At 48.1% G+C, this 19,963-nt stretch carries 18 protein-coding genes and 2 pseudogenes; 11 read left to right on the top strand and 9 right to left on the bottom strand.

Annotated features, from left to right (window positions below):
• Positions 1-119: 119 nt before the first annotated feature.
• The 3 genes from pfkA to AC6I8Y_RS01165 form a co-directional block, all read right to left on the bottom strand.
• Entirely contained in the window at positions 120-1,082 is a 963-nt protein-coding gene (pfkA, locus tag AC6I8Y_RS01175; RefSeq protein WP_394154041.1) for a 6-phosphofructokinase, read from the bottom strand.
• A gap of 290 nt (positions 1,083-1,372) precedes the next feature.
• Positions 1,373-2,281 carry a CDF family cation-efflux transporter FieF gene (fieF, locus tag AC6I8Y_RS01170; RefSeq protein WP_446569851.1) on the bottom strand — a complete coding sequence of 303 codons (909 nt, stop codon included), beginning with the start codon at positions 2,279-2,281 and terminating at the stop codon, positions 1,373-1,375.
• A 208-nt stretch (positions 2,282-2,489) separates the two neighbouring features.
• The gene (locus AC6I8Y_RS01165; protein WP_128649672.1) at positions 2,490-3,011 is read right to left on the bottom strand and encodes a CpxP family protein; all 522 of its coding nucleotides are present in this window, start codon (positions 3,009-3,011) and stop codon (positions 2,490-2,492) included.
• Between the two features lie 169 nt (positions 3,012-3,180).
• On the opposite strand from AC6I8Y_RS01165, the gene AC6I8Y_RS01160 reads away from it, so the two are divergent.
• From AC6I8Y_RS01160 to trmL, 4 genes and pseudogenes are all read left to right on the top strand, one after another.
• On the top strand, positions 3,181-3,864 hold the full coding sequence (locus AC6I8Y_RS01160; protein WP_394154037.1) for a response regulator: 684 nt from the start codon (positions 3,181-3,183) through the stop codon (positions 3,862-3,864).
• Between the two features lie 2 nt (positions 3,865-3,866).
• Positions 3,867-5,252 (top strand): envelope stress sensor histidine kinase CpxA, encoded by a 1,386-nt coding sequence (gene cpxA / locus AC6I8Y_RS01155; protein ID WP_498021415.1) that lies wholly within the window; start codon positions 3,867-3,869, stop codon positions 5,250-5,252.
• A gap of 85 nt (positions 5,253-5,337) precedes the next feature.
• Positions 5,338-6,461: pseudogene (locus AC6I8Y_RS01150) on the top strand (M14 family metallopeptidase).
• Positions 6,462-6,699: 238 nt separating this feature from the next.
• The gene (gene trmL, locus AC6I8Y_RS01145) at positions 6,700-7,176 is read left to right on the top strand and encodes a tRNA (uridine(34)/cytosine(34)/5-carboxymethylaminomethyluridine(34)-2'-O)-methyltransferase TrmL (RefSeq protein WP_128648823.1); all 477 of its coding nucleotides are present in this window, start codon (positions 6,700-6,702) and stop codon (positions 7,174-7,176) included.
• Between the two features lie 99 nt (positions 7,177-7,275).
• Here trmL and rpmG read toward each other — a convergent pair whose 3' ends face one another.
• The 3 genes from rpmG to radC all read right to left on the bottom strand — a co-directional run bounded on the left by rpmG (position 7,276) and on the right by radC (position 8,667).
• Positions 7,276-7,443 carry a 50S ribosomal protein L33 gene (gene rpmG / locus AC6I8Y_RS01140; protein WP_002535344.1) on the bottom strand — a complete coding sequence of 56 codons (168 nt, stop codon included), beginning with the start codon at positions 7,441-7,443 and terminating at the stop codon, positions 7,276-7,278.
• A 13-nt stretch (positions 7,444-7,456) separates the two neighbouring features.
• Entirely contained in the window at positions 7,457-7,693 is a 237-nt protein-coding gene (rpmB, locus tag AC6I8Y_RS01135) for a 50S ribosomal protein L28 (RefSeq protein ID WP_004728407.1), read from the bottom strand.
• Positions 7,694-7,992: 299 nt separating this feature from the next.
• The gene (radC, locus tag AC6I8Y_RS01130; protein ID WP_128648822.1) at positions 7,993-8,667 is read right to left on the bottom strand and encodes a RadC family protein; all 675 of its coding nucleotides are present in this window, start codon (positions 8,665-8,667) and stop codon (positions 7,993-7,995) included.
• 207 nt (positions 8,668-8,874) lie between these two features.
• On the opposite strand from radC, the gene coaBC reads away from it, so the two are divergent.
• The 4 genes from coaBC (at position 8,875) to lpxM (ending at position 12,795) form a co-directional block, all read left to right on the top strand.
• Positions 8,875-10,083, top strand: a complete 1,209-nt coding sequence (gene coaBC, locus AC6I8Y_RS01125) for a bifunctional phosphopantothenoylcysteine decarboxylase/phosphopantothenate--cysteine ligase CoaBC (protein ID WP_394154031.1) — start codon at positions 8,875-8,877, stop codon at positions 10,081-10,083.
• Positions 10,084-10,288: 205 nt separating this feature from the next.
• Positions 10,289-10,879, top strand: coding sequence for a nucleoid occlusion factor SlmA (gene slmA / locus AC6I8Y_RS01120; RefSeq protein WP_042478631.1), 591 nt, complete (start codon positions 10,289-10,291; stop codon positions 10,877-10,879).
• Between the two features lie 5 nt (positions 10,880-10,884).
• Positions 10,885-11,826 (top strand): Kdo(2)-lipid IV(A) acyltransferase, encoded by a 942-nt coding sequence (locus tag AC6I8Y_RS01115; protein WP_252013127.1) that lies wholly within the window; start codon positions 10,885-10,887, stop codon positions 11,824-11,826.
• Positions 11,827-11,838: 12 nt separating this feature from the next.
• Positions 11,839-12,795, top strand: a complete 957-nt coding sequence (gene lpxM / locus AC6I8Y_RS01110; RefSeq protein WP_394154028.1) for a lauroyl-Kdo(2)-lipid IV(A) myristoyltransferase — start codon at positions 11,839-11,841, stop codon at positions 12,793-12,795.
• Between the two features lie 74 nt (positions 12,796-12,869).
• Here the strand turns inward: lpxM and mutM are convergent, their stop codons facing one another.
• From mutM to AC6I8Y_RS01095, 3 genes are read right to left on the bottom strand one after another with little or no spacing between them, the layout of a single operon-like run.
• Positions 12,870-13,679 (bottom strand): bifunctional DNA-formamidopyrimidine glycosylase/DNA-(apurinic or apyrimidinic site) lyase, encoded by an 810-nt coding sequence (gene mutM, locus AC6I8Y_RS01105; protein ID WP_394154026.1) that lies wholly within the window; start codon positions 13,677-13,679, stop codon positions 12,870-12,872.
• Positions 13,680-13,714: 35 nt separating this feature from the next.
• Positions 13,715-14,212, bottom strand: coding sequence for a hypothetical protein (locus tag AC6I8Y_RS01100; RefSeq protein ID WP_394154024.1), 498 nt, complete (start codon positions 14,210-14,212; stop codon positions 13,715-13,717).
• Positions 14,212-14,724: an FxsA family protein gene (locus AC6I8Y_RS01095; RefSeq protein ID WP_042478624.1), complete on the bottom strand. Its 513-nt coding sequence runs from the start codon at positions 14,722-14,724 to the stop codon at positions 14,212-14,214. Before AC6I8Y_RS01095 ends, AC6I8Y_RS01100 begins: the two co-directional genes overlap by 1 nt.
• 352 nt (positions 14,725-15,076) lie before the next feature.
• Between AC6I8Y_RS01095 and aspA the strand changes: the two are divergent.
• The 3 genes and pseudogenes from aspA (at position 15,077) to AC6I8Y_RS01080 (ending at position 19,948) form a co-directional block, all read left to right on the top strand.
• A pseudogene (gene aspA / locus AC6I8Y_RS01090) lies at positions 15,077-16,529 on the top strand (aspartate ammonia-lyase).
• A 137-nt stretch (positions 16,530-16,666) separates the two neighbouring features.
• Positions 16,667-17,977 (top strand): anaerobic C4-dicarboxylate transporter, encoded by a 1,311-nt coding sequence (locus AC6I8Y_RS01085; RefSeq protein ID WP_234494695.1) that lies wholly within the window; start codon positions 16,667-16,669, stop codon positions 17,975-17,977.
• A 138-nt stretch (positions 17,978-18,115) separates the two neighbouring features.
• Entirely contained in the window at positions 18,116-19,948 is a 1,833-nt protein-coding gene (locus tag AC6I8Y_RS01080; protein WP_498020655.1) for a protein-disulfide reductase DsbD, read from the top strand.
• The last annotated feature ends 15 nt before the right edge of the window (positions 19,949-19,963 follow it).

Below are 19,963 nucleotides of genomic sequence, written 5' to 3'. Positions count from 1 at the left end.
CGGTTCTTGGGGAGCCGGCTTTTTTGTGCCTACTCGCTAGGCATGCAGCTCCGGGCTCACGCATAAAAAAGCCGCTGCAAATGCAGCGGCTTTTCACGATTATTTCAGTGCGAGTTCTCTTAGAACAGCTCTTCAGCTACCTTGAATAGGTCATCACGTACTGGACGCTTCATGTTCTCAATCGCATCAATGATGTCATGGTGAACAAGCTGTTCTTTCTGGATACCAACACAACGGCCACCGTGACCTTCTAGAAGAAGGTGAACCGCGTAGTTACCCATGCGAGATGCTAGAACGCGGTCGAACGCTGTTGGACGACCACCACGCTGAATGTGACCAAGTACCGTTGCGCGAGTCTCACGACCTGTTGCGTCTTCGATCTCTTTCGCTAGCTCATTGGCATCCATCATTAGCTCAGTAAGTGCAATGATGGCGTGCTTTTTACCTTTAGCAATACCGTCTTGGATGTTGCTGATAAGCTGCTCTTTATTCAGACCTGTTTCTGGAGTGATTATGTACTCACAGCCACCAGCGATTGCAGACATCAGGGTTAGGTCACCACAGTGACGACCCATGATTTCTACGATAGAGATACGTTGGTGAGATGATGATGTGTCACGCAGACGGTCGATCGCGTCGATAACTGTGTTAAGTGCTGTTAGGTAACCGATCGTGTAGTCAGTACCTGCGATGTCGTTATCAATTGTGCCTGGAAGACCGATACATGGGTAACCCATCTCAGTTAGCTTTTTCGCACCCATGTAAGAGCCGTCACCACCAACAACTACGAGTGCATCGATGCCGTGCTTCTTAAGGTTCTCGATCGCTTTTTCACGAACTTCCACTTCTTTAAACTCAGGGAAACGTGCAGAGCCTAGGAATGTACCACCACGGTTGATCACGTCAGAAACGCTTGAACGATCAAGCGGCTTGATACGGTCTTCGTAAAGACCTAGGTAGCCGTCGTATACACCGTACACTTCCAAGCCCTCTGACAGAGCAGTACGAACCACGCCGCGTACCGCAGCATTCATACCAGGTGCGTCACCACCACTTGTCAAAACACCAATTTTCTTAATCATGCTCACCCTCGATTTGGCAATCTAATTTTAAACTTTAAGTAGGTCGCATAAACCTGCGCCCCACGGAAATCTTGTTGTTATCGTTACTCTTTGTCAGCGCGTTCCCCAAAACATCACTGACGTAACTTTATTACTTATGTAAGAGTATTACAGTTTATACTGGCTCTTACGTTGATTCACATCAGAATCGCACTTTTTTATCACGCGCATTGATAATAGACAATTGAATTTAACATTGCCATGTCTACTCAGCCTCACCCCATAGTGCTGCTTGCTCTACGCCCCGTGCGTTAAAACTCTTGTTTCTTCTGTTCTGCCTCTTCATGCAACACCACTGAATACGGGTCCTGATGAATGATGACGTCTGCGCCCGGGAATGCCTCTATCACTTTTTCTTCTGCGAGATCGGCAATGCGATGTGCTTCTATCAGTGGTAAATGGTCATCCAGCTCTAAGTGTAACTGAATGAAACGAACTGGCCCGGACATGCGCGTTCTCAGCTGATGAACACCAATCACCCCTTCTACGTCATTACAGACCTGACGAATCACAACCAGCTCTTCTTCTGGTAGTTGACGGTCCAAAAGCGATTGAACCGCTTCATAAGCCATCTTAATCGCACTCACGAGAATGAAGACGCCAATCGCCACTGCGAACACAGAGTCAGCCTGACCAATGCCATACCAGCTCAGTCCTAACGCCACCATAATTGCAACATTCATATATAGGTCGGTTTGATAATGCAAAGAATCTGCGGCAATGGCCTGACTGCCGGTCTTTTTCACTACGTATTTTTGAAAAGCCACCAAACCCGACGTGAGCACCAATGCGAATAAACTGACATAGATGCCAAGCTCGGGAGAATTAAGCTCATGGGGTCTAAAGAAGCGGTCAATACCGTTTAGAATGAGGAAGCAGGCTGAGCCAGTGATAAACATTGATTGCGCCAACGCGGCTAGGGATTCGGCTTTGCCATGCCCAAAGGTATGCTCTTTGTCTGCCGGTTGCAGAGAGTATCGAACCACCACTAAGTTAATAACTGAAGCGGCAATATCTAGTAGGGAATCAATTAAAGAGGCGAGTAAGCTGACCGAGCCTGTCACCCACCAGGTGATCACCTTTGCTATCAGCAAAATGGTCGCTATCGTCGTTGCAGCCCATGCTGCGGTTGTCACCAGTTTCGCGTAGTTATCCTTCATGCGCTAAGTGTTAGGTCCTTGGGTTATTTCTAAACACAAAGCAAGTATACCGATTATTGATGACAAAAATAGAAAAAAGCGACCAAATTTGGTCGCAACAGATAGTGACAAAAGTGAATGAGAAAAAGTCACTATAAGGGAAATTCACAATCATCAGGTCGCAGGACCCAAAGAAAAGCCATCGCGAACCGCGATGGCTATCAGACTATTACTCTTCAGCAAATTTCTCTGCGCGCTTCTCCATTTTCGCGAAGCATTTTTCCATACGCTCTTGAGACAGTTCTTTGAACTTCACTTTTTGCTCTGGCGTTAGAATGCTCATCATCTCATGCTGCTTCTCTAGCTTTTTCACGCGACGTTCGGCTTGTTTTTCAACCATTTCCGTTGCTAGAGCATTTGCGGCTTCTGCATCAAAGGTATCGGCCAATACCAAATCTTGCATTTTTTGCTGGCGGGCCTGCATTTCCGCTTTCTTAGCAGCAAAATCACCACCAAACTTCTGTTTCATCTGCTGCTTGTTGCTTTCGCGAAGCTGCTTCATCTGTTCTTTCTGAGCGTCAGTTAAGTCAAGTTCACGGAACATGCGCTTACCGTCGAAGCCACCGCACATACCCTCACCGCCTTTGCCGTGATGACCACCTTTACCACCACCGTATGCGAGTGCGCTTGCTGAGCCTAGAGCGAGTGGAAGAACTGTTGCAGCGATAACCAATTTTTTTGAAAGTTTCATAATCTTTACCCTTATGTGATTCATACCATGGCTGCCTCTGCAGCGCTTGAGTATAGAATAGGGGCTAGCGCGTAAAGCAACGTACAGCGAGCGTAAAGAATCGTAAAGATCGCTTTTTTGGGACATTAACGCTTTATTATTACAGGGCACAATAGATTCTGAGGTAGATATGGCACACATTCTTCTTATCGATGACGACACTGAACTCACCAGCTTATTAAAAGATATTCTCAGCTATGAGGGCTTTGATGTTTCCGAAGCTAACGATGGTTTCGCAGGTCTAGAAGCGATGAGCGAAGAGATCGATTTGGTATTAATGGATGTGATGATGCCGCGCCTAAATGGCATGGACACACTCAAGAAGCTGCGTGAAAGCTGGGAAACGCCGGTATTAATGCTCACCGCGAAAGGCGAAGAGATCGACCGTGTCATTGGTTTAGAGCTCGGCGCTGACGACTACTTACCAAAGCCCTTTAGTGATCGGGAGCTGTTAGCACGTATCAAAGCGATCCTCAGACGCACCTCCAACAAATCCGAGACCAATACCTCTGACGGTGTGCGTTTCGACGATATTGAAGTTTTCCCAGCAAGACAAGAAGCAACCTGTCAGGGCAACCTGCTCGATCTCACTACAACCGAGTTCGCGCTGCTGCAATACTTTGTGCAAAAGCCTGGGGAAACCTTAACCAAAGAAGCGCTCAGTCTTGATGTGCTCGGCAAGCGACTGTCTGCGTTTGACCGCGCTGTCGATATGCACGTATCGAACCTAAGAAAAAAACTTCCCGAGAAATTAGACGGCAAGCCTAGAATCAAGACCCTTCGTGGTCGCGGCTACTTGCTAGTGAAGGAATAATGATGAAACTGCCCAAGATCACCAGCCTGTATGGTCGTATTTTTGCCATCTTTTGGTTTACCATGTTGTTGGTGCTGATTGCGGTACTGGCACTCCCGCACCTTGATCCTCGCGTGGCAAAAGAGGTCTCCGGAGAAACACTTGGGCAGATGACCAATGTTCGCGACAGAATTGAGCGCGAATTTGCTGGTGAAGATAATATAGGGCGCATCGTCTACAAGATCGACAAGTCTGAACGACAGCACAATAAAGACCATAAATCCAAAGGACCGAGTTTCTTTATTGTCGACCAAGAAGGCAACATTCTGAGCACGCAGAAGCGCACAGACTTCAAAGAACGTATGCTCAAAAACTTCATCACCTCGGTTGACGCCTTCGACACGCCAATGCAGAAGCTCTACGGGCGCTATATGCTTGTAGGACCGATGCCTATCGAGCTAGCGAATCAAGATTACTATCTCTATATCGGACTGCGCTGGACGCAGCCACCACCGTTTCTGCTCCGTATGTTTGATAAGCCATTCCAGCTTTTACTCGTAGTGATGGCGGTCAGTACACCGCTTCTGCTGTGGCTTGCATGGGCGCTTAGCCAGCCTGCAAGACGCCTCGAGCGCGCCGCAAAGCGGGTCGCCAATGGAGAGTTCAAGCCAGATCCAGACCTAGAGACCGGTACGACGGAATTTCGACAAGCCGGCCAGAGCTTTAACCAAATGGTATTGGCTGTGAACCAAATGATTTCAGGTCAGCAGCGGCTGCTCTCTGATATCTCTCATGAGCTTCGTTCACCACTTACGCGCCTTAGAATGGCGACTGGCCTCGCGGCACGTAAGCAAGGAGAAAGTGCTGAGCTTACACGTATTGATACCGAGGCGCAGCGGTTAGAACAGATGATAGGTGAACTGCTCGAGCTATCGCGTATGAGCACTGACAGCCACGTCACGCGAGAAAGCCAACCAGCAAGCAGCCTTTGGGAAGAGATATTCAGTGACGCTCAGTTTGAAGCAGAACAAGTGGGTAAAGCGCTGCACTTCTCCGAGATACCTGACGTTTCCATTGTCGGTAACCCGAAGCTTCTAATGAGCGCTATCGAGAATATCGTTCGTAACGCCATTCGCTATAGCGAATCAGAGATCAACATCTCTGTCTATCAGCAATCAGAGATGCTAAACATCATCGTAGAGGATGATGGTCCTGGTGTGCCTGATGACGAGCTTGAAGATATCTTTAGACCTTTCTATCGCGTCTCTACCGCACGCGATCGTGACTCTGGGGGGACGGGTCTTGGTCTAGCAATCACACAAAGCGCTATCGTTCAACACAGTGGACAAATTAACGCCTCACGCAGTGATCTCGGTGGCTTAAAAATGCACGTTGAATTGCCGCTATAAAATCAGCAATTCAGCGATATTGATTCTACACTCTTTGTGGTAGCCTCTCGGCTCATGCTCAACATAGAATAAGAGAATCAAGCAGATGAAGATCTTCAGTAATTTCGAGAGTGGCAACATTGAGGTTGTCAGCATTGAAAACAGAGACGATATCCAGCTAAAAATACAAAACGACAACCAGTCTGAGTTCTATCAATGGTTTCACTTCCGACTAGAAACTCAGGCTGAACAGTCTCACACCATTAAGATCCTTGACCTCGCTAAGTCTGCCTACCCTGAAGGTTGGAAGGGCTATGACGTCGTGGCTTCTTACGACCGAGAAGAATGGTTCCGCATCCCATCTGAGTTCGATGGTGATACCTTGAGATTTGACGTCCTTCCTGAGCGTGGGTCGATGTACTTTGCCTACTTTGCACCGTACTCCTACGACCGTCACCTAGACCTTCTGCACATGGCGCAAACCGAGCACCACTGCACTTTAGAGACCCTAGGCCACACGCTAGATAACAATGACATGTCGCTACTGACCTTTGGTGAGCCAGAGGAAGGTAAGAAGAATATCTGGGTTATCGCGCGTCAGCATCCTGGTGAGACCATGGCGGAGTGGTTTATGGAAGGCCTTATTCAGCGCCTTGTCGATGAAACCGACACCACGGCGCAAGCGCTGCTAGAAAAAGCCGTACTTTACGTGGTACCAAACATGAACCCAGATGGCGCAAATCGCGGCCACCTGCGCACGAATGCGGTTGGTGTAAACCTAAACCGTGAATGGCAGTCTCCTTCGATGGAAAAAGTCCAGAGGTGTTCCTGGTACGTGAGAAGATGCTGCAAACAAGCGTCGACATGTTCCTCGACATCCACGGTGATGAGGCGATTCCCTACAACTTTGCAGCTGGCTCCGAAGGCATCCCTTCTTACGACGAGCGTCACGCAGGGCTTGAGAATGCGTTCAAACAAGCGCTACTCACCATTACTCCTGAGTTCCAAGACGACTACGGCTATGATAAAGATGAGCCGGGCAAGGCTAACCTGACCGTTGGCTCAAACTGGGTAGCAGAGCAGTTCTGCTGCCTGTCATACACCATTGAAATGCCGTTTAAAGACAACAACAACTACCCAGATCCTTTGTATGGCTGGTCGCCTGAGCGCAGTATTAAGTTTGGTCATGATATGGTGGCGGCAACGTTGGCGGTGACGGATAAGCTGTAATCTCGAAAGACACTCTAATTGAATGTCTTGTCATTCCTGTGCAGACAGGAATCTACGTGAGGCTTGGTGCGCGCTTTCGGTAGATCCCCGCCTGCGCGGGGATGACGATAATTTTTTTAGGATAACGATAAATTTGAGGACGACGGCAACCTTAGGGTTCACGATAGTCTTAGGGATGACGTTCTTTTTGCTCTTCGGGTATACTCATTCCATTATTTAGTATGAGTCGACACCCAATATGTTTGATATCGCCCTCTACGAGCCAGAAATTGCTCCTAATACCGGAAACATCATCCGACTTTGTGCCAACTGTGGTGCAAACCTACACCTTATCGAACCGCTTGGTTTTGATTTAGAAGAGAAGAAGGTCCGTCGTGCTGGTCTCGACTATCATGACCTTGCTCGTGTAAAACGCCATAAAGACTACGCAGCGTTTCTTGCTTATCTTGAAGAGAACAATCCGAGCTACCGCTTATTTGCTTGTACAACAAAAACCACTGGCCATCACACGGATGCGAAGTACCAGCAAGGTGATGTATTGCTATTTGGACCAGAAACCCGCGGTCTGCCTGCAGAAGTGATTGAAAGCCTGCCAATGGAACAGCGTATTCGTATTCCTATGATGCCAGATGCGCGCAGCCTAAACCTATCCAATGCGGTAGCGATTATTGCCTATGAAGCGTGGCGACAGTTTGGTTTTGAAGGGGCGGTTTAAGCCCTTTTTAGCGATAGCGTTAACCGAGCCTGATTTTCAGGCAATAAAAAAACCCAGCCGAGGCTGGGTTTTCAATACTTACAAGCAGATGCTTATCAATTACTTGATTTTAGCTTCTTTGTACATAACGTGTTGGCGAACAACTGGATCAAACTTTTTGATCTCAAATTTGCCTGGCATGTTACGCTTGTTCTTGTCAGTTGTGTAGAAGTGACCAGTACCTGCAGAAGATACTAGACGAATTTTCTCACGAATGCCTTTAGCCATTGCTTAATTCCTCTTATACGTTCTCGCCACGAGCGCGGATATCAACAAGAACAGCATCGATGCCTTTCTTATCAATAATACGCATACCCTTAGCGGTTAGACGTAGTTTAACAAAGCGTTTTTCGCTTTCTACCCAGAAACGATGAGTTTGTAGGTTCGGCAGAAAACGACGCTTGGTAGCATTTCGTGCGTGTGAACGGTTGTTACCCGTTACAGGACGCTTACCAGTTACTTGGCATACTCGGGACATGAATGTCTTCTCCAAATCGTTTCAGCTCGATATCAACCTTGGTGGCCGAACCTCAATTATAAGAGGCCATAACCATTATGGAGTACCCATACAAGGCTATCAAAGGTCGCGCATTATACTAACTTGACATGCATTGCTCAAGACCCGAACAGATCCTTTTTTAAGGATTTGCTGATCTTTTTCACTTTGAGCTGATGTTGGTTGATAATTTAGTGCGCGAATCATAGCAGAAAATCACCAAAACAAAAGCTCTGTCTCACAGTTATTACAATAAAAAACGCTTTCTACTGTTTCAAAAGCTAAATCCAGCCTCTTTCAGCGAAAGAGGTCACCTCTCCATCGCCAATAACAAAGTGGTCTAAGATACGAATATCGACCAATCCCAGTGCATCGCTGAGCCGTCTCGTGATCCTTCGGTCTGCTTGGCTAGGCTCTGAGATACCCGACGGATGATTATGAGCCAGTATCAATGCTGCAGCATTATGCTGCAGCGCGCGCTTAACCACTTCACGCGGATAGACCGATGCGGCATCAATGGTTCCCTCAAACATCACTTCATCTGAAATCACCCGATTTTGATTATCAAGAAACAGAACATAGAAGGCTTCTCGCTGACGGTCACGTAATATAGACATCAGATAAAGCTTGGTCTGTTCCGGACTGTTGAGGCTATCACCACGTTTAAGCGTTTCTGACAAATAGCGCTGACTCATCTCTAGCACCGCTTGAAGCTGCACGAACTTCGCAAGTCCCAGCCCCTTGTGATGACAAAACTCCTCTTTCGACGCAGAAAACAGTGCTCGTAATGAACCAAACTCAGTCAAAAGCCTGTCTGCGAGCTGAATGACGTTCAACCCTTTGGTTCCGGTTCGTAGAAATATCGCCAACAACTCGGCATCAGAAAGCGCCTGGCTGCCACGCATCAAAAGCTTCTCTCGTGGCATAGAGTCATTAGGAAGCTGTTTAATAGTCATATATAGAAGAAAACAGAAATAGGTGCCGTGTTATTGCCTAATACAGAAAGAGCGAAAAGCGCTTAAAAGGCAAGCTGGGAACCTTCCCTCTTTATTATGTAATTGCGTTGTCTGATTGCGTTCGAGAAATCACGGCATGAATGGCAGCAGTAGCGAGGGAGCATGGCTTTTGCTATCTTAGCCGCAGAAAAATGTAAGGAGCAAGCTATGCAAACGTTAGCGGGTAAGAAAATACTACTTGGCATCAGTGGTGGCATCGCCGCCTACAAATGTGCGGAACTCACCAGGCGTCTCATCGAGCGCGGTGCTGAGGTACAAGTGGTGATGACCAAAGCTGCAAAGGAGTTTATCACGCCACTCACCATGCAGGCGGTGTCGGGCAGACCCGTCTCAGATAGCTTGCTCGATCCTGCCGCAGAAGCTTCCATGGGACACATTGAGCTGGCGAAATGGGCCGATCTTGTCTTGCTTGCTCCAGCGACCGCTGACCTTATTGGACGCATGAGCGCTGGCATGGGTAACGATTTGCTAACAACACTCGTCCTAGCCACCGACGCCCCGATTGCCGTCTCTCCGGCCATGAACCAGCAGATGTACCGCAATATCGCGACACAAGAAAACATCGCAACCCTTGCCCGTCGAGGCATGATGGTGTGGGGACCAGCTGCAGGCGAACAGGCTTGTGGCGACGTCGGTCCTGGCCGAATGCTGGAGCCAATGCAACTTGTCGAGCGCTGTGAGCAGTTCTTTGGACCAAAACCATTGACGGGTAAATCCGTTGTGATTACAGCAGGCCCAACTCGTGAAGCCATTGACCCAGTGCGCTACATCTCTAACCATAGCTCAGGAAAAATGGGCTTCGCACTTGCCGAGGCTGCGAGCCAACTTGGCGCACAGGTCACGCTGATTGCAGGCCCAGTTTCACTATCCACACCAGCCAACGTGGAACGTATTGATGTCGTCAGTGCTGAGCAGATGCATAAAGCCGCACTTGAAGCGGCAACCAAGCACAACATCTTTATTGGCTGTGCGGCTGTTGCCGACTATCGACCTGTCGATGTGGCTACTCAAAAAATCAAGAAAACGGCCGACAACAATGATATGCAGATCGTGATGGTGAAAAATCCAGACATCATTGCTGATGTGGCGTCCCTTACTCAGCATCGCCCTTTCACCGTCGGTTTTGCCGCAGAAACGCAAGATGTAGAGACTTACGCGTTAGGTAAGCTAGCACGTAAGAATCTGGATATGATTTGTGCAAATGATGTCTCGGTGGAAGGTCAAGGCTTTAACAGTGACTCAAATGCGATTACCGTGTACTGGCAAGGCGGTCAGCAAGCCCTTGGTAGCGCGAAGAAAACCGAACTAGGTCGCGCTATTCTGGAGTGCATTTCAGCTAAGCTAGCCAGCGCTTAATCCCTATGGGTCCCGCACGATGTCAAACGGACATCGTGCAAACCCCACCCTATGCTCGCCAGCCCTGCGAGATAGATTGTTACACACTTCAACCATTTAGCATATTGAACTGTGTAGATAAAACGCGCTTGGGTACACTAACAGATTCACTAATGGGCGTTATCGTGCTGATTTAGGCATGCAGTAATCAAAAGGAATAGGATTTATGTCCGCTACGAGAAAGTCGAACCGAAAAGAGGAGATCCTTCAGGCTCTTGCTCAGATGCTAGAGTCCAACGAAGGCACATCTCGCATCACGACCGCAAAGCTTGCAAAGCAAGTGGGTGTGTCTGAAGCAGCACTCTATCGTCATTTTCCAAGCAAAGCGCGAATGTTTGAAGGGCTCATCGAGTTTATCGAAGAATCGCTCATGTCTCGCATCAATCGTATCTTAGATGAAGAAAAAGACACCCTGACCCGCATTCGTATGGTGTTGCAACTAATTTTGGCGTTTTCTGAGCGTAATCCAGGTTTGAGTCGCATTCTCTCTGGCCATGCTCTAATGTTTGAGAATGAACGATTACGTGACCGAATTAATCAGCTTTATGAAAGAATTGAGACATCTTTGCGTCAAATCTTGCGCGAGCGCAAAATTCGTGAGGGCAAGAGTTTCCCTGTCGATGAAAAGATTCTTGCTGCCCAATTACTGGGGCAGGTCGAAGGCAGTTTAAATCGCTTCGTGCGTTCTGATTTTAAATACACTCCAACGTCCACCTTTGACGAGTACTGGTCGTTGCTAAAACTACAATTGCAATAACGCTAATGAAAATAGATAAAAAACCTGACTTCACACTCTCACTGCTGCATCCAAAGCACTGGGGAGTATGGATAGGCTTTGGTTTGCTGGCGCTTATCGTCAACCTTCTACCTTATGCTGTGCTTTACAAAATGGGGCGCGGCCTAGGTAAGTTCGGTATGCGCTTTGGTGGCAAACGCGCGCAAATCGCTCGCCGCAACTTAGAGCTGGCGTTTCCCGAGAAGACTGAGCAAGAGATTGACGCCTTCGTCGAAGAGAACTTCAAAAACTCTGGTATGGCCCTGATTGAAACGGGCATTACTTGGTTTTGGCCTACATGGCGCTTTAAACGTATTCTTATTGCCAAAGACATCAGTGCCATAGAGCAGCACGAAGCGAACGGTAAAGGCGTACTGCTTTGTTGTGTCCATGCGCTCAACCTAGAGATCACTGCGCGTGCGTTTGCTGTGCTTGGTCTTCCAGGCTATGGCGCTTACCGCCCTCACAGCAACCCCGCTTACGAGTTCATCCAGTATCGCGGTCGCACCCGTAATGGCAACAAGCTTATCTATCGCACCGATCTAAAATCTATGATCCGTGTCATGCGCCAGGGTCACCGACTCTTCTACTTACCCGATCAAGACTACGGTCATAACAAGTCAGTCTTCGTCCCGTTTTTTGCTGTAGAAGAAGCGTGTACTACGACAGGGACCAGTATTTTGGCTTACACCAGTAAATGTGCCATTGTGCCAGGCTCTGGCTTTAGAAATGCCGACGGTAAATATGAGATCATGGCTGATATCTCTATCGAAGATGAATATCCAAAGAAAGATGAAGTAGCGGCTGCGGCGCTGATGAACTCATACGTAGAGAAAATCATTCTGCGCGCGCCAGAGCAATGGTTGTGGATGCACAAGCGATTCAAATCTCTGCCTGATCACACCAAAACTAACTCTCGCTACCTGTAACGAGTAGGCATTATGAGCAATCAAGAACACATCGATAAGAACCTCTATGACCCTCGTTTCCAGTGGGCGTTTTTACACCCTAAGCATTGGGGAACCTGGCTGGGTATTCTCCTTGCGGTCTTTCTAGCTTTTGTTCCTGCGAAACCTAGAGACCGCTTTGCACGCTATATTTCTGGCATCATAGTCAACAAAAATGGTCGCGTGGTAAGGCGCACTCGACTTAACTTAGTTAAGTGCTTTCCAGAAAAGAGCGAGCAAGAGATTCAACACATTGTCGAAGAGACATTTGCCAAAGCGGGTCAATACCTGTTTGGCTATTCAGAGTTTTTGGTGCGCTCGACCAAGCACAACCAAAATCGTGGTGTGATGATTGGCGAAGAAAACCTAATGCCACTGCTTGAGGCTGGTGAGAATGTCATCATCCTAGCGCCACATGCTTGGGCCGTCGACTATCCGGCGGTTATGCTCGCCGCACAAGGGCACAAAGTCGCGACGATCATGAAGCCGCAAAACAACCCTATCGGTGACTGGCTGATGCACGTCCAGCGTATGCAATATGGCGGTCGAATCTTTGCTCGCAGTGCTGGAGTCAAACCTTTTGTGCGCTCGATTAAAGACGGCTACATCGGCTACTGGCTTCCAGATGAAGACCACGGTCCACAAAACTCGGTATTTGTTCCCTTTTTTGCCGCCGAAAAGGCGACCCTAAAGGGGTTCGGTAAGATGTCGCGATTATCGCGCGCTAAAGTGGTACCAGTACTGCCCGCTTACAACGACCAAACCAGCAAATACGAGGTGCATATTCTTCCTGCCATCGACAATTTCCCTACCGGCGATGAAGAGCAAGATGCACGCGCAATGAACAAAGCGATTGAAGATTTGCTGCGTGATAAGCCAGAGCAATACATGTGGAACTTGTATCTGTTTGAAACTCAACGAGATGGTAAACGTATCTACGATAACCACTAGAGAGTTTAGCTTTCAGGTACTAAAAAAAGCGCTTGCCAATAAGACAAGCGCTTTTTTATCGTCATCACCCACCATTAACTCTGGCAAGCATCGCAGAAGAAGGTATTTCTCTGGCCAATCTTCATCTCTTTGATTTCATTACCACAAAGGCGACAAGGCTCGCCAGAGCGACCGTATACTTGAAGCTCCTGGGCGAAGTATCCTGGTTTTCCATCCGTTTGAGAGAAATCTTTCAGCGTCGTTCCACCTTGCGCTATGGCCTGTTCAAGCACTAACTTAATTTCAGACACCAGTCGCACCCATTGTTCAGGGGTGATCTTGTAGCTTGGTGTGGTTGGAAGAATTCCAGCGCTAAACAAGGACTCGCATGCGTAAATATTCCCGACGCCGACAACATTGGCATTATTCATAATGAAGGTTTTGATCGCAACACGCTTATTCTTGGCGCGCTCGCTCATCCACTCGGCATTAAATTCATCCGTCAAAGGTTCTGGGCCACAGTTGTCCAAAAGCTCATGAGACTCTCCTGGTGCACACCACAACCAAGCTCCAAAGCGGCGCGGATCGTTATAGCGCATCACTTTGCCGTTGCTGAGCACCAGATCGACGTGATCATGCTTTTCTGGGGTTGGCGGGTTATCAAGCACGCGCAAACTCCCTGACATGCCTAGATGAACAATGGCCGTCCCCGTCGGAGTATCAATGAGCAAGTATTTCGCGCGTCGGCGTATCGATATGATGGGCTGACCATGCAGTTCATGGATAGCCTCGGGGATCCACCAGCGAAGCTGTCGCTGACGGACCACAATTTCTTTAATGGTCTCTTCGAGAAGATGGGGGCTGATGCCCAGACGAGAGACTTCTACTTCTGGTAACTCTGGCATAATTCACACACTGTGTTGCCGATTCACTCTATGAACTACTGAGTGCGCTCTGGCAAAAGTTGATTATTGTCGAAGCTGACTGCCACCCATTGGCTATCAAAGGTGCTAAGTAGCCAAAATTTGTTGAGCGGGTAGGCGGTGACTCGCTGCGGCTCTTCAATATCTCGATACCATACTTCAATCGTCATCGACGTCTCAAACGCTGGTCGCAGCTTTTGGTAGGTCTCTGCATCCACCGGAGTACCTCGGATTCCACGCCAGCGCTCTATAACATTCGAGGCTTGCGCATCCCACTTTTCAGGAATCGCTCGCCATACACCGTTTTGCAGATAAAACTGGATCCCTGCGTAATTAATTTCTATGGGATCCGCGGTAGGGTCTAATACATACCCTTGTCCCATATGAGCGCTAGGTTCCAGTAGGTACTGCTTAATCAAAGTCGGCGCCGACACCATCAACATAAAAAAGGTGATGGCGACGATAAGTACCGTGTTCCAGCGACGACGAGTTAGCCTGAGACGATTGAAAAACATTAGTTCAGCTTATTACGGTCGTCATCATCTTTGCGTTCAAACTCACCCTCAAAGGTATTGCCACCCTGCTGGTCACCACGGCGAGAATCAAAGGGGCCTTGCTGAAATGGGTCTTGATGAAAACCGCCTTGTTGGTGGAAACCACCTGACATGGTTTTCACCACCATTTTGCTCATTAGATATTTGGCAATCGCGGCTCTTGGTGCAGGAAGCAGCACCAGCATCCCCATTGCGTCAGTCATAAAGCCAGGAGTAAGCAAGAGCACGCCAGATACGGCCAGCATCACGCCTTCGACAATCTGCTGCGCCGGCATTTCACCTTGCTGTAGACGGTTTTGCACTGACATCAGGGTTTGCAAGCCCTGACTGCGAACCAAAGACGCACCCACCACGGCAGTGAGCAACACTAGACCGATGGTCGTCCAAAGCCCTAAAAAGCCACCCACCTGAATAAACAATCCGATTTCAATGATCGGTACAAAAATAAATAGTAATAACAGTATCGGAAACACGCTGTCCTCCTTGGTTTGCTGTCAGTTTACGCCTACCCTTATCTAAACCACAAATAAATTGCTCAGATTCAACCGTTAATCGCACAAAATTAGTTTTTCAAACTATAAATAACCTCAGTAATTCCATTAATTTTTTTGAGGGAAATCGCATCTCACGATGACTTTGATAACTTGTGCAATAATTCGGTGAAAAAGGTGATCTGGCTACTATTTTTATGTGCCACTTTGAGTAATATGTACCCCATAAGTCAGGACGTAATAACTAGCCAATTATTCTGGCGAATGGATTCTTAAAACAGATTTGGCAAATAAACTGTAAATAACGCAGAACTATTCTCTAAGGATCCAAAATATGGCGACAACTACCCTTGAGCACAATGTTGCTTCTCAAGCCACTCGTATTGAAGAAGATCTATTAGGTCAACGTCATGTCCCGGCCGATGCTTACTACGGCATCCACACGCTTCGCGCTATCGAAAACTTTAATATCTCAAATGTGACCATTTCTGATGTGCCCGACTTTGTTCGTGGTATGGTCATGACCAAGAAAGCCGCGGCGTTAGCAAACAAAGAGTTAGGTGTAATCCCTAAAGATATCGCACAATTTATCATCCAAGCCTGTGATGTTATTCTAGAAACAGGCAAATGCATGGATCAATTCCCTTCAGATGTGTTCCAAGGCGGCGCGGGTACGTCGGTTAACATGAACACCAATGAAGTCATTGCCAACGTGGCACTAGAACTGATGGGCAAAAGAGAAAGGCCAGTATGAGTTCATCAACCCCAATGACCACGTTAACAAGAGCCAATCAACAAACTGTGCTTACCCGACGGGTTTCCGTATCGCGGTTTACAACAGCGTACAAAAGCTTATCGATGCCATTGAATATCTAAAAGGCGCGTTTGAAGCGAAGAGCCAAGAGTTCTCTACTGTTCTAAAAATGGGTCGTACTCAGCTGCAAGATGCGGTACCTATGACCGTTGGCCAAGAGTTCCATGCTTGGGCAGTGACGCTAAACGAAGAAATTCGTGCACTCGAATACACATCAAAACTATTGCTAGAAGTGAACATCGGTGCGACGGCTATCGGCACGGGTCTAAACGCAGCTCACGGCTACCAAGAACTTGCGGTTAAACACCTATCTGAAGTGACGGGTCTTGAGTGCGTGCCAGCCGAAGACCTTATCGAAGCGACATCTGACTGTGGCGCGTATGTAATGACTCACGGTGCACTTAAGCGCCTTGCGGTGAAACTGTCTAAGATCTGTAACGACCTGCGTCTGCTTTCTTCTGGTCCACGTGCGGGTCTTAACGAGCTTAACCTCCCTGAGCTGCAAGCGGGCTCGTCAATCATGCCAGCGAAAGTAAACCCTGTGGTTCCTGAGGTCGTCAACCAGGTGTGCTTTAAGGTGCTAGGTAACGACAATACGGTCTCGTTTGCCGCAGAGGGTGGTCAGCTTCAGCTTAACGTTATGGAGCCAGTGATTGCGCAAAGCATGTTCGAGTCGCTGGATATTCTTAAAAACGCCTGTATCAACCTAAGAGACAAGTGCATCGATGGCATTACCGTGAACAAAGAGGTGTGTGAAAGCTACGTGTACAACTCTATTGGTATCGTAACTTACCTAAACCCATACATCGGTCACCACGAGGGTGATATTGTTGGTAAGATCTGTGCTGAAACAGGTAAGAGCGTCAAAGAAGTGGTACTTGAGCGTGGGCTTCTATCAGAAGAAGAATTAGATGACATTTTCTCTGTAGACAATCTGATGAAACCTCAGTATAAAGCCAAGCGCTACGAGTAATGACATTCAAAGGCTTCCCTTTTATGGGAAGCCTTTTTAGTAACTTATTCTCATTTATCGAATTTATACCCCTTATACATTTTACTAGGTCCCCCTGTGACACTCAGGACAGGGACACACGCAAAAAAGGATTGATTATGGTTGCTATAGAGCTTGCCGTCGTACTGCTGTTTATTTATTTAGGCGCACGTATTGGCGGTATCGGAATTGGTTTAGCCGGCGGTGCCGGTGTAATTGCCCTATCATTGGTACTCGGCGTACCAACCAGTCAAGCCTACATCCCTGTTGATGTAATCTTGATCATCATGTCAGTGATTACCGCGATTGCGGCAATGCAAGTTGCCGGCGGTATGGACTGGTTAGTACAAATTGCTGAAGATTTCCTTCGTAAACATCCAGAAAGAATTACCTTTTACGCACCCATCGTGACTTTCTTGATGACCCTGATGGCAGGTACCGGTCATACCGCGTTCTCTACCCTACCCGTTATTGCCGAAGTTGCGAAAGGTCAAGGCGTGCGCCCTTCTCGTCCGCTTTCTATCGCCGTCGTTGCCTCGCAAATCGCGATCACTGCATCCCCTATTTCAGCAGCCGTCGTGGCGTTTGCTGCGATGCTGGCACCGATGGGCGTTGACTACCTAACACTGCTCGCGGTGTGCATTCCTACCACATTCATTGCTTGTATGGTCGGTGCATTTGTTGCCAACTTTATGGGTAGCGAACTAAAAGACGACCCAGTCTATCAAGAACGGCTAGCGCAAGGTCTGATCAAGCTAAGCGACGCAAAAGAACGTAACATCCTGCCGACAGCGAAAACAGCGACGTACATTTTCCTCGCAGCTATCGGTTTTGTTGTGTGCTACGCCGCGGCTATCTCAGGCTCAATCGGCCTTATCGAAGATCCTGCTCTGGGTCGAAACGAAGCCATCATGACCGTCATGCTTGCTGCAGCTGCGGCGATTACCCTGGTCACTAAGATTGATGCATCGAAAATCCCGTCAGCGGCGACATTCCGCTCTGGTATGACAGCGTGTGTTTGTGTGCTTGGTGTGGCATGGCTAGGCTCGACATTTGTTAACGCTCACGTAGACGGTATTAAAGAGCTTGCCGGTGCGCTACTTGAAGATTACCCATGGATGCTTGCTATGGTGCTATTCTTCGCGTCAATGCTGCTTTACTCACAAGGTGCAACGACGGTTGCGCTTATGCCAGCGGCTCTAGCTATTGGTGTTGCGCCGCTAACCGCAGTGGCCTCTTTTGCTGCAGTAAGTGCCCTGTTTGTATTGCCAACCTACCCAACCCTGCTGGCTGCGGTTGAAATGGATGACACAGGTTCGACGCGAATTGGTAACTATGTATTCAACCACCCATTCTTCATTCCGGGTGTAACGACTATTGCTACCGCAGTGGCGCTTGGATTCGCGTTTGGCGGTCTATTGATCGGCTAAACTCAGCTGCGACTCGCAATATAATTAAAGAGCAGCTTTTACGCTGCTCTTTTTTTATCTCAGATGAAACATTTGACGCTATCTTCCTGTCTTAACTTCATATAACCTCAATATATTGTTTTGGCTTGGTTGCGTTTTATGACTCGGATATTCACACATCTATTACTGCTCTCTCTATTTACCGTCTCCCTACCAAGCTGGGCGTTGTTTGGTGACAGTAGTTCTAGCTTCGCTTTTGCACCGAGCTCACCGAACACGTTCGTGCCGGTAGATGAAGCCTTTCCGATGAACGCCTACCAACAAGGCGATCGTGTGTTCATCGATTGGCAAGTAAAACAAGACTACTACCTCTATCAAGAGCGCCTATCGTTCAGTGGCGAAAACGTCACATTGGGTGATATCACGATGGAGGATGGCGAGCCCTATAATGATGAGTTTTTCGGCGACGTAAACATCTATACTCAACCGCTGTTCGTGGAAGTACCGCTAACGGCATATCAAGATGGCGCGAGATTGATTGTTCAATACCAAGGCTGTGCGAAAGCGGGTTTTTGCTATCCGCCTGAGACTCGCATCATCGATATCACACCATTTAGCTTTGATGCCGCTCAAGAGGTGCAAACGACATCACAATCTATTGCGCCTGCACCTCAAAACTCCAACGCTCAGTCGAAACAAAGCCCCCCTGAATCTGGTTCAGCCGCCCCATCTAATGGCGATCTAACCGATAAACTGGCACAGAACTGGTGGACACCTGCGTTATTCTTATTGCTTGGTATCGGACTGGCGTTTACACCTTGTGTGCTCCCTATGTACCCGATTTTGACCAGCATTGTGCTTGGCGGTGGTAAACGCAGTCACAAACAGGCGCTTATTCTTTCACTGGTGTACGTGCAAGGTATGGCGCTCACATATACCTTACTAGGTCTGGTGGTTGCGTCTGCGGGTATGCAGTTTCAAGCGGCGATGCAGCACCCTTACGTGTTGATCGGGTTGAGTGCACTCTTTGTTGCGCTGTCGCTGTCTATGTTTGGTCTATACACGCTTCAGCTACCAAGCGGGGTGCAGACTTGGCTCAATAATCTCAGCAACAAGCAACAGGGCGGTAACTTGCTCGGTGTCTTCGCCATGGGCGCAATATCGGGATTAGTGTGTTCACCTTGCACCACAGCGCCGCTTTCTGGAGCACTGCTTTACGTCGCGCAAAGTGGTGATTTGTTGACCGGCGGTATTGCTCTGTATGCGCTTGCGTTGGGTATGGGCATTCCGCTTATCGCAGCGGCGGTGTTTGGTAATAAACTGCTACCGAAAGCGGGTAACTGGATGGAGCGTGTCAAAGTGTTGTTTGGCTTTGTTCTGCTGGCTGCCCCGATTTTCCTACTTGAGCGCTTACTACCCGAATTTTGGAGCAGTGTATTGTGGTCTGGACTCGGAATTGCCGCCTTTAGCTGGCTCTACCATCAGAAGAACGCATTGCCTTTTGGAGGCTGGAAACAGAGCTGCGTGGGTATTATTGCCATATTAGGCCTGTTTGCCTCAGCGCAGCCACTGCTCAATCACTGGCTTGGCAATCCTAGCGGTGCTGAAGCTTCAAAAGTCTCGATTAGCTTTGTTCAAATCAACAACACGACCGAGCTACAAGCAGAATTGGACAAAGCGAAACTGGCGGGTAAGCCAGTGATGTTAGATTTTTATGCGGACTGGTGTGTTGCCTGCAAAGAGTTTGAGAAATACACCTTCCACGCTCCTAATGTTGAGCCTGTGTTGAGTGATTTTGTCCTGCTGCAAGCAGATGTGACCCGTAATCAACCACAGGATATAGAGCTACTCAAGTCAATGGACGTGTTAGGTCTACCCACTATTGAGTTTTGGGATGCACAAGGTAATCCCATTCCTCATGCTCGCTTAACCGGTTTTGTTGGTGCCGATGATTTTCTGCAGCACCTCACTCAACATGCGCTCATCCAATAGTGAGCAGGTCGATTT

This window comes from Vibrio sp. KUL78 (assembly GCF_059725505.1).
Note: the sequence above shows the minus strand (reverse complement) of the source record. Positions and strands in the feature narration are given on the sequence as shown.

Excerpts from the sequence above, each read along its gene's own strand:
- pfkA (WP_394154041.1), bottom strand. The coding sequence starts at position 1,082 with ATGATTAAGAAAATTGGTGTTTTGACAAGTGGTGGTGACGCACCTGGT.
- fieF (WP_446569851.1), bottom strand. The coding sequence starts at position 2,281 with ATGAAGGATAACTACGCGAAACTGGTGACAACCGCAGCATGGGCTGCA.
- AC6I8Y_RS01165 (WP_128649672.1), bottom strand. The coding sequence starts at position 3,011 with ATGAAACTTTCAAAAAAATTGGTTATCGCTGCAACAGTTCTTCCACTC.
- AC6I8Y_RS01160 (WP_394154037.1), top strand. The coding sequence starts at position 3,181 with ATGGCACACATTCTTCTTATCGATGACGACACTGAACTCACCAGCTTA.
- cpxA (WP_498021415.1), top strand. The coding sequence starts at position 3,867 with ATGAAACTGCCCAAGATCACCAGCCTGTATGGTCGTATTTTTGCCATC.
- trmL (WP_128648823.1), top strand. The coding sequence starts at position 6,700 with ATGTTTGATATCGCCCTCTACGAGCCAGAAATTGCTCCTAATACCGGA.
- rpmG (WP_002535344.1), bottom strand. The coding sequence starts at position 7,443 with ATGGCTAAAGGCATTCGTGAGAAAATTCGTCTAGTATCTTCTGCAGGT.
- rpmB (WP_004728407.1), bottom strand. The coding sequence starts at position 7,693 with ATGTCCCGAGTATGCCAAGTAACTGGTAAGCGTCCTGTAACGGGTAAC.
- radC (WP_128648822.1), bottom strand. The coding sequence starts at position 8,667 with ATGACTATTAAACAGCTTCCTAATGACTCTATGCCACGAGAGAAGCTT.
- coaBC (WP_394154031.1), top strand. The coding sequence starts at position 8,875 with ATGCAAACGTTAGCGGGTAAGAAAATACTACTTGGCATCAGTGGTGGC.
- slmA (WP_042478631.1), top strand. The coding sequence starts at position 10,289 with ATGTCCGCTACGAGAAAGTCGAACCGAAAAGAGGAGATCCTTCAGGCT.
- AC6I8Y_RS01115 (WP_252013127.1), top strand. The coding sequence starts at position 10,885 with ATGAAAATAGATAAAAAACCTGACTTCACACTCTCACTGCTGCATCCA.
- lpxM (WP_394154028.1), top strand. The coding sequence starts at position 11,839 with ATGAGCAATCAAGAACACATCGATAAGAACCTCTATGACCCTCGTTTC.
- mutM (WP_394154026.1), bottom strand. The coding sequence starts at position 13,679 with ATGCCAGAGTTACCAGAAGTAGAAGTCTCTCGTCTGGGCATCAGCCCC.
- AC6I8Y_RS01100 (WP_394154024.1), bottom strand. The coding sequence starts at position 14,212 with ATGTTTTTCAATCGTCTCAGGCTAACTCGTCGTCGCTGGAACACGGTA.
- AC6I8Y_RS01085 (WP_234494695.1), top strand. The coding sequence starts at position 16,667 with ATGGTTGCTATAGAGCTTGCCGTCGTACTGCTGTTTATTTATTTAGGC.
- AC6I8Y_RS01080 (WP_498020655.1), top strand. The coding sequence starts at position 18,116 with ATGACTCGGATATTCACACATCTATTACTGCTCTCTCTATTTACCGTC.